Annotated in this window: 13 protein-coding genes; 9 read left to right on the top strand and 4 right to left on the bottom strand. The window is 54.4% G+C overall.

Features of this window, described 5'->3' with window-relative positions; genetic code table 11:
- Positions 1-34 precede the first annotated feature (34 nt).
- The 3 genes from NA197_RS10130 to NA197_RS10120 are packed head-to-tail and all read right to left on the bottom strand — an operon-like array spanning position 35 to position 2,568.
- A complete protein-coding gene (locus NA197_RS10130) occupies positions 35-988 on the bottom strand; it encodes a 2-keto-3-deoxygluconate permease (protein ID WP_000694477.1) in 954 nt (317 codons plus the stop codon).
- Positions 989-1,037: 49 nt separating this feature from the next.
- On the bottom strand, positions 1,038-2,210 hold the full coding sequence (locus tag NA197_RS10125; RefSeq protein WP_001675440.1) for a UxaA family hydrolase: 1,173 nt from the start codon (positions 2,208-2,210) through the stop codon (positions 1,038-1,040).
- Between the two features lie 16 nt (positions 2,211-2,226).
- Positions 2,227-2,568: a UxaA family hydrolase gene (locus tag NA197_RS10120; RefSeq protein ID WP_001574029.1), complete on the bottom strand. Its 342-nt coding sequence runs from the start codon at positions 2,566-2,568 to the stop codon at positions 2,227-2,229.
- Between the two features lie 236 nt (positions 2,569-2,804).
- Here NA197_RS10120 and leuS point away from each other — a divergent pair, with 236 nt between their 5' ends.
- The 4 genes from leuS to nadD are packed head-to-tail and all read left to right on the top strand — an operon-like array spanning position 2,805 to position 7,666.
- The gene (gene leuS / locus NA197_RS10115) at positions 2,805-5,387 is read left to right on the top strand and encodes a leucine--tRNA ligase (RefSeq protein ID WP_001157919.1); all 2,583 of its coding nucleotides are present in this window, start codon (positions 2,805-2,807) and stop codon (positions 5,385-5,387) included.
- 14 nt (positions 5,388-5,401) lie between these two features.
- Positions 5,402-5,992: an LPS assembly lipoprotein LptE gene (lptE, locus tag NA197_RS10110; protein ID WP_001269950.1), complete on the top strand. Its 591-nt coding sequence runs from the start codon at positions 5,402-5,404 to the stop codon at positions 5,990-5,992.
- Positions 5,992-7,023, top strand: a complete 1,032-nt coding sequence (gene holA / locus NA197_RS10105; RefSeq protein ID WP_000620491.1) for a DNA polymerase III subunit delta — start codon at positions 5,992-5,994, stop codon at positions 7,021-7,023. The genes lptE and holA overlap by 1 nt, the downstream gene beginning before the upstream one ends.
- A gap of 1 nt (position 7,024) precedes the next feature.
- Positions 7,025-7,666 carry a nicotinate-nucleotide adenylyltransferase gene (gene nadD, locus NA197_RS10100; RefSeq protein WP_001518902.1) on the top strand — a complete coding sequence of 214 codons (642 nt, stop codon included), beginning with the start codon at positions 7,025-7,027 and terminating at the stop codon, positions 7,664-7,666.
- Here nadD and cobD read toward each other — a convergent pair.
- Positions 7,641-8,735, bottom strand: coding sequence for a threonine-phosphate decarboxylase CobD (gene cobD / locus NA197_RS10095; protein ID WP_064043002.1), 1,095 nt, complete (start codon positions 8,733-8,735; stop codon positions 7,641-7,643). The genes nadD and cobD overlap by 26 nt on opposite strands.
- Positions 8,736-8,831: 96 nt before the next feature.
- On the opposite strand from cobD, the gene NA197_RS10090 reads away from it, so the two are divergent.
- The 5 genes from NA197_RS10090 to mrdB all read left to right on the top strand — a co-directional run bounded on the left by NA197_RS10090 (position 8,832) and on the right by mrdB (position 13,604).
- On the top strand, positions 8,832-9,440 hold the full coding sequence (locus tag NA197_RS10090) for an adenosylcobalamin/alpha-ribazole phosphatase (RefSeq protein WP_064043001.1): 609 nt from the start codon (positions 8,832-8,834) through the stop codon (positions 9,438-9,440).
- Between the two features lie 328 nt (positions 9,441-9,768).
- Positions 9,769-10,086: a ribosome silencing factor gene (rsfS, locus tag NA197_RS10085; RefSeq protein WP_001161670.1), complete on the top strand. Its 318-nt coding sequence runs from the start codon at positions 9,769-9,771 to the stop codon at positions 10,084-10,086.
- Positions 10,087-10,089: 3 nt separating this feature from the next.
- A complete protein-coding gene (gene rlmH / locus NA197_RS10080) occupies positions 10,090-10,557 on the top strand; it encodes a 23S rRNA (pseudouridine(1915)-N(3))-methyltransferase RlmH (RefSeq protein ID WP_064043000.1) in 468 nt (155 codons plus the stop codon).
- A gap of 30 nt (positions 10,558-10,587) precedes the next feature.
- The gene (mrdA, locus tag NA197_RS10075) at positions 10,588-12,489 is read left to right on the top strand and encodes a peptidoglycan DD-transpeptidase MrdA (RefSeq protein WP_000828700.1); all 1,902 of its coding nucleotides are present in this window, start codon (positions 10,588-10,590) and stop codon (positions 12,487-12,489) included.
- Between the two features lie 2 nt (positions 12,490-12,491).
- Complete coding sequence (mrdB, locus tag NA197_RS10070; protein ID WP_000131713.1) at positions 12,492-13,604, top strand: peptidoglycan glycosyltransferase MrdB; 1,113 nt, start codon at positions 12,492-12,494, stop codon at positions 13,602-13,604.
- Positions 13,605-13,612: the final 8 nt, after the last annotated feature.

The raw sequence follows: 13,612 nt of genomic DNA, 5'->3' as shown, positions 1-13,612 counted from the left end.
GACCGCCCGTCGTGATTTATTTTCCGCCGAAACGCTAACCGCCTGCGGCGGCTGGGTTCAGTTTACGATCGTAGCGTTTTTTTATCCATACGGTCAGGAAGGGGGCGCACAGAGCGGTAATAATCGTCGAGGCCGCCACCTGTGCCGCCGCCGTCGACGCCAGGTCGGTAAAATGCGGATCGAGCAGCGCGATTGCCGCTGGCGTCGCGACGGCGTTGCCAGAGGTGGTGGATACCGCCGCGCCTGCCACGCCGCTGCCTCCCGTCAGACGATCGGCGAAAATATTAAAAAATCCGCCAATCGCCACCGTCATGAGTCCCAGTAAAATGCCTGAAGAGCCTGCCGTGATAAGTCGTGCAAAATCAATACCGTATCCTAACCCAAAGGCAAAAAAGGGAATCGTTACCACGCTGCCCTGTTTAAGAAACTTGCGCATGTCCTCATCCAGATTGCCCAAAATCATGCCAATGATAATGGGAATAATAACCGCCACCAGATTCATAAAGGGTATCGACACCATGCCTGCCGACCCTAACGCCAGCATGGTGAAAAAGGGACCATCGTTCAACGATATTACCGCAATCGCGCCGCCGTCGGTTTCATCGCCGTACTCCCCCACCAACGCGGCATATAACCCACTGTTCGAGTTGGTCATCGCCGAAATAATCGCTAAAGCCGACAGACCTAATAACCCATCCGGGCCGCAAAATTTCCCGACCAGAATGCCAATAATCACGCCGCTGGCAAATTTCGCAAAGGTGATCGCAGCGCCTTTTTTCAACGCTTTCGGCGCGGCTTTAAACTGGATATCCGCGCCCATACAGACTAAAAACATGCCTAAAATCGCCATTGCGCCATGCGAAATAGAGGTGACAAAACCGCCTATTTCCAGCGCCTCCGGCGCAAAGGTTTTAAACAATGCGCCGATGATCAGCGGTACAACCATCATACCACCAGGAAAACGTTCCAGTGTTTTTTTAATTTTCATAGCTTATTCCCAGGAGATAACCGGACAGCTTGTGCTGCCCGATTTGGTATCAGAACGTCGGCGCGATCTTATAAATAGAGAATTCGTTATGACCTAAATCTTCTGATTTAGTCGTTTTCCCATTCGCGACGCGTAAAATTTCCTGATAAATTTCCTCGCCCATTTGCGTAATAGAAGCCTCGCCAGACATAATGGCGGACACATCAATATCAATATTGTCCTGCATCATTTCCCACGTTGCTTTATTACCCGTAATTTTTATTACCGGCGCTATTGGGTTACCGGCAGGCGTTCCGCGACCGGTAGTAAAAATAACGATCTGCGCTCCACCCGCCACCATGCCGGAAATAGATTCAATATCCTGCCCCGGGGTATCCATAATCCACAGGCCAGGATGCGTTGGGCTATCGGCATATTCCAGTACGCCCTGTAGCGGCGCATGACCTGCTTTATGCATACAGCCTAACGATTTTTCTTCAATGGTAGTCAGCCCGCCTTTAATATTGCCCGGCGTCGGCTGTCCCCCGCGAATATCCTCGCCCAGCGCTTTTGCTCGCGCCTCGCAGCCGACCACTAAATCAATGAGCTGTTGACCAACCTCCGGCGTCACCGCGCGTTTCGCCATCACATGCTCGGCGCCAATAAATTCCGTCGTTTCAGAAAGAATTGAGCTTCCGCCACAGCGTATCAGCTTATCCGAGGCGACCCCGCAGGAAGGGTTAGACGCCAGCCCCGATGTCGTATCTGACCCGCCGCACTCCATCGCCAGCAGCAGCTCGCTAACCGGCGCTTGCTGCGGTTTTTGCATGGAGAGTTGTTGCGCATAGTCGCGGGCCAGCGAAATCCCCCTGGCCTGACATTTAAGCGTGCCGCCCTCTTCCTGAATGGTAATGCAGGAAGTCGGTTTGCCAAATGCGGTAATCTCTTCTGCGATGCGCAGCGGCTCCGCGCCTTCACAGCCTAAGCCCACAACCACAATAGCGCCGACGTTGGGATTATTCGCCACATTAATCAATGTCTTTTCCGTCAGACGCGCATCGCCTGCTACCTGGCAGCAGCCAAAATCGTTATTCACCCATGTCGCGCCTTTTACCTGCCGGGCAATATCCCGGGCAACTTTATTCGCACAAACGCTGGTAGGTAAAATCAGTACATAATTACGGATGCCAAAACGGCCGTCAGGGCGGCGGAAACCCAAAAAAGTCTCATTGCTCATAATCATTTTCCCTTGTTTTATATTATTTCCAGTCACCACGTCCGCGTTCGCTTTCCACATTGTGGACGTGCACATAGTCGCCACTTTTTATTTCCTGAGTGGCGCGGCCAATAGATTCGCCATATTTATAAACTTCGCCATGAAAAGGCACATCGCAGATGGCGAATTTGTGGCCAAATGGCACATCCTGATGTAACACAACGCTTATCTCGCGTTCGCCAATGAACATTGTGGCGGTTTCGCCGGCCTTGAGCGCCGTAATAGCCGTCGCGACGCAATCCTGAGGGTGAATCACCACTGCATTTTTTTTCACGATTAACTCCTTTGCTTTAGTCCTGTCTTCCCTAATCAAAAGACGTGCCACTTTTTAACAACATGATTTATATGACTTTATTTTCATGAGATGATCTGGCGATGACAGGAACTGCGGTAATTTGCCTCAGTCGTGTCGCATTTTGCGTCACCTGCTCATGGACGCCTGGCGCGACAAATGTTCTACCCCCTGTTTTGACGTGCGTGTTTGGGCTATGCTATGCGGATCTAAACACCACCTCTAAAGCTACATTTGTAGCTGTATCGAAAACAGGACTACTGGCTGCCATGCAAGAGCAATACCGCCCGGAAGAGATAGAATCCAAAGTACAGCTTCACTGGGATGAGAAGCGCACATTTGAAGTGACCGAAGACGAGAGCAAAGAGAAGTATTACTGCCTGTCGATGCTTCCCTATCCTTCTGGCCGACTACACATGGGCCACGTACGTAACTACACCATCGGCGACGTGGTTGCCCGCTACCAGCGTATGCTGGGCAAAAACGTGCTGCAGCCAATCGGCTGGGACGCCTTCGGCCTGCCGGCGGAAGGCGCGGCGGTGAAGAACAACACCGCGCCGGCGCCGTGGACGTACGACAACATCGCGTACATGAAAAACCAGCTCAAAACGCTGGGTTTTGGCTATGACTGGAGCCGTGAAATCGCGACCTGCACCCCGGAATACTACCGTTGGGAACAGAAGTTCTTCACCGAGCTGTATAAAAAAGGCCTGGTGTACAAGAAGACTTCTGCCGTTAACTGGTGCCCGAACGATCAGACCGTTCTCGCCAACGAACAGGTGATCGACGGCTGCTGCTGGCGCTGCGACACCAAAGTTGAGCGTAAAGAGATCCCACAGTGGTTTATCAAAATCACCGCTTACGCAGACGAGCTGTTGCGCGATCTGGATAAGCTGGACCACTGGCCTGATACCGTAAAAACGATGCAGCGCAACTGGATTGGCCGCTCTGAAGGCGTGGAAATCACCTTCGATGTGAAGGGTTACGATAACACGCTGACCGTCTATACCACCCGTCCGGATACCTTTATGGGCGCCACCTACCTGGCAGTGGCCGCCGGTCATCCGCTGGCGCAAAAAGCGGCGGCGAATAACGCCGAGCTGGCGGCGTTCATCGACGAATGCCGTAACACCAAAGTGGCCGAAGCCGAAATGGCGACCATGGAGAAAAAAGGTGTCGACACCGGCTATAAAGCGATTCATCCGTTAACTGGCGAAGAGATCCCGGTCTGGGCGGCAAACTTTGTGCTGATGGAGTACGGCACTGGCGCGGTGATGGCCGTTCCGGGTCACGATCAGCGCGACTACGAATTTGCCTCCAAATACGGTTTGACCATCAAGCCGGTGATTCTGGCCGCCGACGGTTCCGAGCCGGATCTTTCCGAACAGGCGCTGACCGAAAAAGGCGTGCTGTTTAACTCCGGCGAGTTCGACGGTCTGGCCTTTGAAGCGGCGTTTAACGCCATTGCCGATAAACTGGCGGAAAAAGGCGTCGGCGAACGTAAAGTGAACTATCGTCTGCGTGACTGGGGCGTTTCCCGTCAGCGTTACTGGGGCGCGCCGATCCCGATGGTCACCCTGGAAGACGGCACCGTGCTGCCGACGCCGGAAGATCAACTGCCGGTTATTCTGCCGGAAGATGTCGTCATGGACGGCATCACCAGCCCGATTAAAGCCGATCCTGAGTGGGCGAAAACCACCGTTAACGGTATGCCGGCGCTGCGTGAAACCGACACCTTCGACACCTTTATGGAATCGTCATGGTACTACGCGCGTTACACCTGCCCGCAGTATCAGGAAGGAATGCTGGATTCGAAAGCGGCAAACTACTGGCTGCCGGTCGACATCTACATCGGCGGTATTGAACATGCCATCATGCACCTGCTCTACTTCCGCTTCTTCCATAAGCTGATGCGCGATGCGGGCATGGTCACCTCTGACGAGCCGGCTAAACAGTTGCTGTGCCAGGGCATGGTACTGGCGGATGCGTTCTATTATGTCGGCGAGAACGGCGAACGTAACTGGGTTTCGCCAGTTGACGCTATCGTCGAGCGCGATGAAAAAGGCCGCATTGTCAAAGCAAAAGACGCAGCGGGTCATGAGCTGGTCTACACTGGCATGAGTAAAATGTCCAAGTCGAAAAATAACGGTATCGACCCGCAGGTAATGGTTGAACGTTATGGCGCGGACACGGTACGCCTGTTTATGATGTTCGCTTCTCCGGCGGATATGACTCTGGAATGGCAGGAGTCCGGCGTAGAAGGCGCAAACCGCTTTATTAAACGCGTCTGGAAGCTGGTTTACGAACACACTGCTAAAGGTTCTGTCGCGGCGCTGAACGTCGATGCACTGAGCGAAGATCAAAAAGCGCTGCGTCGCGATGTGCATAAAACCATTGCCAAAGTGACCGATGATATCGGCCGCCGTCAGACGTTCAACACCGCCATTGCGGCGATCATGGAGTTGATGAACAAACTGGCGAAAGCCCCGCAGGAAGGCGAACAAGACCGCGCACTGCTTCAGGAAGCGCTGCAGGCCGTCGTGCGTATGCTTAACCCGTTCACCCCGCACGTCTGCTTTACCTTGTGGCAGGAACTGGGCGGCGAAGGCGATATCGACAACGCGCCGTGGCCGGTTGCCGACGAGCAGGCAATGGTGGAAAACACCACGCTGGTTGTCGTGCAGGTTAACGGTAAAGTTCGCGGTAAGATCACCGTTGCGGTGGATGCCACCGAAGAACAGGTGCGTGAACGTGCAGGCCAGGAACATCTGGTGGCAAAATATCTTGATGGCGTTACCGTGCGTAAAGTGATTTACGTTCCGGGTAAACTCCTCAATCTGGTTGTTGGCTAAGCGCGGGAGGAAGCGTGCGATATCTGGTAACACTGTTGTTATCTCTGGCGGTGCTGGTCACCGCCGGATGCGGCTGGCATCTGCGTAGCACTACGCAGGTTCCGGCTTCAATGAAAACGATGATCCTCGATTCCGGCGATCCGAACGGTCCGCTAAGTCGTGCGGTACGTAATCAGTTACGGCTGAATAACGTAAACCTGCTTGATAAAGACACAACGCGCAAAGACGTTCCGTCTCTGCGGCTTGGAACGGTGACTATTTCGCAGGATACGGCGTCAGTGTTCCAGGATGGCCAGACGGCGGAATATCAGATGGTAATGACCGTCAATGCCTCGGTATTGATTCCGGGCCATGACATCTATCCTATCAGCACGAAAGTGTACCGTTCGTTCTTCGATAACCCGCAGATGGCGTTGGCGAAGGATAACGAGCAGGCCATGATCGTTCAGGAGATGTATGACAAAGCCGCTGAACAGCTGATTCGTAAGCTGACCAGCGTCCGCGCGGCGGATATTCAGGCGACGAAAGAGGAGGCTACCGCCGACAATGAGACGGCGGCGCCCGCCTCTACGCCAGCACGCGTCTCCACTACGCTGAGTAACTAATGATCAGGTTGTATCCTGAACAACTCCGCGCGCAGCTCAACGAAGGGCTGCGTGCGGCATATCTATTATTGGGCAACGATCCGCTGCTGCTGCAGGAAAGTCAGGACGCTATTCGTCTGGCGGCTGCGTCGCAAGGCTTCGAAGAGCACCACGCTTTTACTCTCGATCCCAGTACCGACTGGGGATCGCTTTTCTCACTCTGCCAGGCGATGAGCCTGTTCGCCAGCCGTCAAACGCTGGTGCTGCAACTGCCGGAAAACGGGCCTAACGCGGCAATGAACGAGCAACTCGCCACCCTGAGCGAGCTGCTGCATGACGACCTGTTATTAATAGTACGCGGAAACAAGCTCACCAAAGCGCAGGAAAACGCCGCCTGGTATACCGCGCTGGCAGACCGTAGCGTTCAGGTCAGTTGTCAGACGCCGGAGCAGGCGCAGCTTCCCCGCTGGGTGGCCGCCAGAGCGAAAGCACAGAATTTGCAACTGGATGACGCCGCGAACCAACTGCTGTGCTATTGCTATGAGGGCAATCTGTTGGCGCTGGCGCAGGCGCTGGAACGGCTGTCGCTGCTTTGGCCTGACGGTAAGTTAACGCTTCCTCGCGTGGAGCAGGCCGTCAATGACGCCGCCCACTTTACCCCTTTCCACTGGGTGGATGCGTTACTGATGGGGAAAAGCAAACGCGCGCTGCATATCCTGCAACAGCTACGCCTTGAAGGCAGCGAACCGGTTATTCTGCTGCGCACCCTCCAGCGAGAGCTGCTGCTACTGGTCAATCTCAAACGTCAGTCCGCGCATACGCCGTTACGCGCGCTGTTTGATAAACACCGGGTCTGGCAAAACCGTCGCCCCATGATCGGCGACGCGTTGCAGCGTCTCCATCCTGCACAGCTTCGCCAGGCCGTGCAGTTACTGACGCGTACAGAAATTACGCTCAAACAGGATTATGGTCAGTCGGTATGGGCAGACCTTGAAGGGCTGTCGCTCCTGCTCTGCCATAAGGCGCTGGCAGACGTATTTATTGATGGGTGATATGAAATCGTTACAGGCTTTATTCGGCGGCACCTTTGATCCGGTGCATTATGGACATCTTAAACCTGTTGAAACGCTGGCGAATCTGATCGGCTTATCGCGGGTGATTATTATGCCTAACAATGTGCCGCCGCATCGCCCCCAGCCGGAAGCCTCCAGCGCGCAGCGTAAATATATGCTGGAGCTGGCTATCGCCGATAAGCCGCTTTTTACGCTGGATGAACGCGAGCTACAGCGAAACGCGCCCTCTTACACTGCGCAAACGCTGAAAGCATGGCGCGAAGAACAGGGGCCCGAAGCGCCGCTGGCGTTTATTATCGGCCAGGACTCGCTACTTAACTTCCCCACCTGGCATGATTACGACACCATCCTTGATAACACTCACCTGATCGTTTGTCGTCGTCCGGGCTATCCCCTTGAAATGACGCAGGCGCAACACCAGCAGTGGCTGGAACAGCATCTGACCCATACGCCGGACGATCTGCACCAGTTGCCAGCCGGTAAAATTTACCTGGCGGAAACGCCCTGGCTTAATATCTCCGCAACCCTCATCCGCGAACGGCTGGAAAAAGGCGAATCCTGCGACGATCTGTTGCCGGAAAACGTGCTGAACTACATCAATCAGCAGGGGCTATACCGGTAAGCACATTGCGCAGCGCCGCCAGCAGACGCTCGTTTTGCGCAGCGCTGCGTATCGCCACACGATAATAGCGGCTGTCCAGCCCCGGGTAGTTAGCGCAGCTACGGATTAAAATCCGCTGCGTCAGCAACCGTCGCTGCAGATCAATATCCTCTCGCTCACAGCGTAACAACAGATAGTTTGCCCGCCCGGGATAAACCGTCAGCAGGGGGAGCTGACAAAGCGCCTGATAAAACCGGGTGCCCTCCTCCCGTAACCAATGCCAGGTCGCCTGTTGCCAGGCGCTATCCTGTAACGCTACCTCACCGGCAAGCGCCGCCAGCGCGTTAACCGACCACGGCATTTGTTGGCGACGCATCCGCGCCATCGCCGCGTCATCGCTATTGACGAGATATCCCAACCGCAGGCCGGGAATGGCATAAAATTTGGTCAGCGAACGCAGCACCCAGATATGCGGATTATCTTTAAGAGCAGGAATAAAGCCCGTCTCATGCGGAATAAAATCGATAAACGCTTCATCCAGGATCAGGTTAATGTTCAGCGATTTGCAGCGATCGGCAATGGCCTGTAATAACGGCCGCTCCGGCAGCAGGCCGGTAGGATTATTGGGCGTACACAGAAACAGGCAGTCCAGATCGGGCGTCAACGCCTCGAGAATGGCATCGGTAAGCTGCCAGCCATCCGCTTCGCGTAGAGACCAGCGACGAATTTCACAGCCAATTTGCGCCAGCGCCCGGCCATACTCCGCGAAACCTGGCGTGACAATCATTGCACGACGCGGTTTAAGACCGCTCGCCACGGTAAAGATTGACTCCGTCTCGCCATTTCCCGCCAGTATCCACGATGCCGGCACCTGATGGTGACGCGCCAGCGCCTGGTGCAAATGAAAATAATCGGCGTCCGGGTAGCGCTCAATGCAGTCCAGATTGTCGATAAGCGCGCGTTTCACGCTGACAGGCATACCCAGCGGATTAATGTTTGCGCTAAAATCCAGTAACTGGTCAGGCGAGATGCCCAACACCGTCGCGGCTTCCCGAATATTACCGCCATGCGCGCTGTTGAATAACGCCATTATGCCTCCGGCCAAAAAACGCTATTTTAGTGAAAAAAACGTTGCGCAATCAGGGGCATTATCATGTTTTGCGCATTTAACCTCATGAGGAATACCATGCGATTGTGGCTGGTGCGTCATGGCGAAACCGAGGCCAATGTCGCCGGGTTGTATAGCGGACATGCTCCCACGCCGTTAACGGAAAAAGGGATTGGCCAGGCGAAAACGCTACATACTTTATTGCGCCACGCGCCATTTGACCGGGTGTTATGCAGCGAGCTGGAGCGCGCGCGCCATACCGCCCGGCTCGTACTGGAGGGCCGGGATGTGCCGCAACACATCTTACCTGAGCTTAATGAGATGTACTTCGGCGACTGGGAAATGCGCCATCACCGCGACCTCACCCATGAAGATGCCGAAAGCTATGCCGCCTGGTGTACGGACTGGCAGAATGCGGTTCCGACCAATGGCGAGGGTTTTCAGGCTTTTACCCGGCGCGTAGAGCGCTTTATCTCGCGACTCGGCGCGTTCAGCGATTGCCAGAACCTGCTGATCGTCAGCCATCAGGGCGTACTCAGCCTGTTGATTGCCCGCCTGCTCGCAATGCCCGCCGCCTCGCTATGGCATTTCCGGGTAGAACAGGGATGCTGGAGCACAATCGACATATGCGAAGGGTTCGCCACCCTGAAAGTATTAAATAGTCGTGCCGTCTGGCGGCCTGAGTGATGAATTTTCCGTTTTTTCTCGCCGCAGCGGTTTCGCCCATTGACAGCCCCCGACAGGCTGTTATTCTCCGCAGCCAGGCTTTTTTCACCTTGCAGAGCTTTGCAGAAATTGTTTTACAAAAATGGCGATGCTTTCTGTGACGTGGGATGGGATGATAATCTGGTTTTAAACGCCGATCCGGCGACATAAGTCCCGGTATCGCCGCTGATTCAGGTATACTACACGGCGTCCCGCCGGAAGGTTAGCGTTAACTCGCAACGCCTTACCGGTCCAGCCTGTTGGCCTTTTTTCTATCGTTATAACGCAATTATTCACCCAGGGGGAAAACTTGCAGGGTAAAGCACTCCAGGATTTTGTTATCGACAAAATTGATGACCTGAAAGGTCAGGACATCATCGCCTTAGATGTTCAGGGTAAATCCAGTATCACCGACTGTATGATTATTTGTACCGGCACCTCCAGCCGTCACGTTATGTCTATTGCCGACCACGTGGTGCAGTCGTCGCGCGCGGCCGGTATGCTGCCGTTGGGCGTCGAAGGCGAAAATGCGGCTGACTGGATTGTCGTCGATCTGGGCGATGTGATTGTGCATGTCATGCAGGAAGAAAGTCGCCGCCTGTATGAACTGGAAAAACTCTGGAGTTAATGCGTGAAGCTGCAACTTGTCGCTGTCGGCACGAAGATGCCCGACTGGGTTCAAACGGGATTTACGGAATATCTGCGTCGTTTTCCGAAAGATATGCCCTTTGAGCTGATCGAAATCCCTGCGGGCAAACGCGGCAAGAACGCGAATATCAAACGCATTCTCGACAAAGAGGGCGAGCAGATGCTGGCCGCCGCCGGTAAGAATCGCATTGTTACCCTGGATATTCCAGGCAAGCCGTGGGATACGCCGCAGTTAGCCAATGAGCTGGAGCGCTGGAAACAGGACGGGCGCGACGTCAGTTTGCTGATTGGCGGCCCGGAAGGATTATCTCCCGCCTGCAAAGCGGCAGCGGAACAGAGCTGGTCGCTCTCGGCGTTAACGCTCCCTCACCCGCTGGTTCGGGTTCTGGTTGCGGAGAGTTTGTACCGGGCGTGGAGCATCACAACCAACCACCCTTATCACCGTGAGTGATCGTGAAGTCTTGAGAAGATTAAGCAGCGGATGAAACGACAAAATTCTTTTCGTGACTATACGGCTGAGTCCGCACTGTTTGTGCGTCGGGCGCTGGTCGCCTTTTTGGGTATTTTGCTGCTGACCGGCGTACTGATCGCCAATTTGTATAATCTGCAAATTCTCCGTTTTACCGATTACCAGACCCGCTCGAACGAAAACCGTATCAAGCTGGTGCCAATTGCGCCAAGCCGCGGGATAATCTACGACCGTAACGGCATTCCCCTTGCGCTGAACCGCACTATCTATCAGATTGAAATGATGCCGGAAAAGGTGGATAACGTTCAGCAAACGCTGGATGCGCTACGCAGTGTGGTCGATTTAAACGACGACGATATCGCCGCCTTTAAAAAAGAGCGCGCCCGATCCCATCGCTTTACTTCTATTCCGGTGAAAACAAACCTGACGGAAGTTCAGGTCGCGCGCTTTGCTGTCAACCAGTACCGTTTTCCGGGCGTCGAAGTCAAAGGCTATAAACGCCGCTATTATCCATACGGATCGGCGCTGACCCACGTTATCGGCTACGTATCGAAAATCAATGATAAAGACGTCGAGCGTCTCGACAGAGAAAACAAACTGGCGAACTACGCCGCCACCCATGACATCGGCAAGCTGGGCATTGAGCGCTACTATGAAGATATTCTGCATGGGCAAACCGGTTATGAAGAGGTTGAAGTCAACAACCGCGGCCGCGTTATTCGCCAGCTTAAAGAGGTGCCGCCGCAGGCCGGACACGATATCTACCTGACGCTGGATCTCAAGCTCCAGCAGTATATTGAAACGCTGCTGGCAGGCAGTCGCGCGGCGGTGATTGTCACCGATCCGCGTACCGGCGGCGTGCTATCGCTGGTCTCCATGCCAAGTTACGACCCTAACCTTTTCGTGGACGGCATCTCCAGCAAAGATTACTCCGGGCTGCTTAACGACCCGAACACGCCATTAGTGAACCGCGCGACTCAGGGTGTCTACCCACCCGCTTCTACCGTTAAGCCTTACGTCGCCGTATCGGCGTTAAGCGCTGGCGTCATCACCCGTAACACCAGTCTTTTCGACCCTGGCTGGTGGCAGTTGCCAGGGTCTGAGAAACGCTACCGAGACTGGAAAAAATGGGGCCACGGGCATCTGAATATCACCAAATCCCTTGAAGAGTCGGCGGATACCTTCTTCTATCAGGTGGCCTATGATATGGGGATCGATCGCCTGTCAGAATGGATGGGTAAGTTCGGCTATGGTCACTATACCGGAATTGATCTCGCAGAAGAGCGCTCTGGTAATATGCCGACCCGCGAGTGGAAACAGAAACGCTTTAAAAAACCGTGGTATCAGGGCGATACGATTCCGGTGGGCATCGGCCAGGGCTACTGGACGGCAACGCCGATTCAGATGAGTAAGGCGCTGATGATCCTTATTAACGACGGTGTAGTTAAAGTCCCGCACCTGTTAATGAGCACCGCGGAAAACGGTAAACAGGTGCCGTGGGTACAGCCGCATGAGCCGCCGGTGGGCGATATTCACTCCGGCTACTGGGAAATTGCGAAAGATGGCATGTATGGCGTCGCCAACCGCCCTAACGGCACGGCGCATAAATATTTTGCCAGCGCGCCCTATAAAATCGCGGCGAAGTCGGGCACCGCGCAGGTCTTTGGCCTGAAGGCCAACGAAACGTACAATGCGCATAAAATCGCCGAGCGCCTGCGCGACCATAAATTAATGACCGCCTTTGCGCCGTATAACAATCCCCAGGTCGCCGTCGCGATCATCCTTGAAAACGGCGGCGCAGGCCCGGCAGTAGGCACGATCATGCGCCAAATCCTTGATCACATCATGCTGGGCGACAACAACACCCATTTGCCTGCGGAAAACCCGGTGGTTGCAGCGGCGGAGGACCAATAATCATGACGGATAATCCGAACAAAAAAACCTTCTGGGACAAAATTCATATCGATCCCACGATGCTACTCATTCTGCTGGCGTTACTGGTTTACAGCGCGTTGGTCATCTGGAGCGCCAGCGGCCAGGACATCGGCATGATGGAGCGTAAAATCGGTCAGATTGCGATGGGGCTGGTGGTCATGGTGGTGATGGCGCAGATCCCGCCGCGCGTGTATGAAGGCTGGGCGCCCTATCTCTATATCATTTGTATCATTTTGCTGGTCGCCGTTGATGCCTTTGGCGCAATATCCAAAGGCGCGCAGCGCTGGCTCGATCTGGGAATCGTTCGCTTTCAGCCTTCGGAAATAGCCAAAATCGCCGTGCCGCTGATGGTCGCCCGCTTTATTAACCGCGACGTCTGCCCGCCCTCGCTGAAAAATACCGCCATCGCCCTGGTATTAATCTTTATGCCTACCCTGCTGGTCGCCGCCCAGCCGGACCTGGGGACGTCTATTCTGGTCGCCCTTTCCGGTCTCTTTGTCCTATTTTTGTCTGGCCTGAGCTGGCGCTTAATTGGGGTCGCCATTGTATTGATCGCTGCGTTTATTCCTATTTTGTGGTTTTTCCTGATGCACGATTACCAACGCCAGCGCGTCATGATGCTCCTTGATCCGGAGACCGATCCGCTGGGCGCGGGCTATCATATTATTCAGTCTAAAATCGCCATTGGCTCAGGCGGCCTGCGCGGTAAAGGCTGGCTCCACGGCACCCAGTCGCAGCTGGAGTTTTTACCCGAACGCCATACCGACTTTATCTTCGCGGTACTGGCGGAAGAGCTCGGTCTGGTGGGCATCCTGATTCTGCTCGCGCTCTATATTTTGCTAATAATGCGCGGTCTGTGGATTGCCGCCAGAGCGCAAACTACATTTGGTCGCGTGATGGCTGGCGGATTAATGTTAATATTATTCGTTTATGTCTTCGTAAATATTGGTATGGTGAGCGGTATTCTGCCTGTGGTTGGAGTACCTTTACCCCTGGTCAGCTACGGGGGCTCCGCACTGATTGTGCTGATGGCCGGGTTCGGGATTGTGATGTCGATCCACACCCACAGAAAAATGTTGTCGAAAAGCGTATAAGGGGTGCG

This window comes from Salmonella sp. NW884 (assembly GCF_051700745.1).
Lineage (GTDB): Bacteria > Pseudomonadota > Gammaproteobacteria > Enterobacterales > Enterobacteriaceae > Salmonella > Salmonella enterica.
The sequence above is the reverse complement of the archived record's forward strand: the minus strand, read 5'-3'. Positions and strand labels throughout refer to the sequence as shown.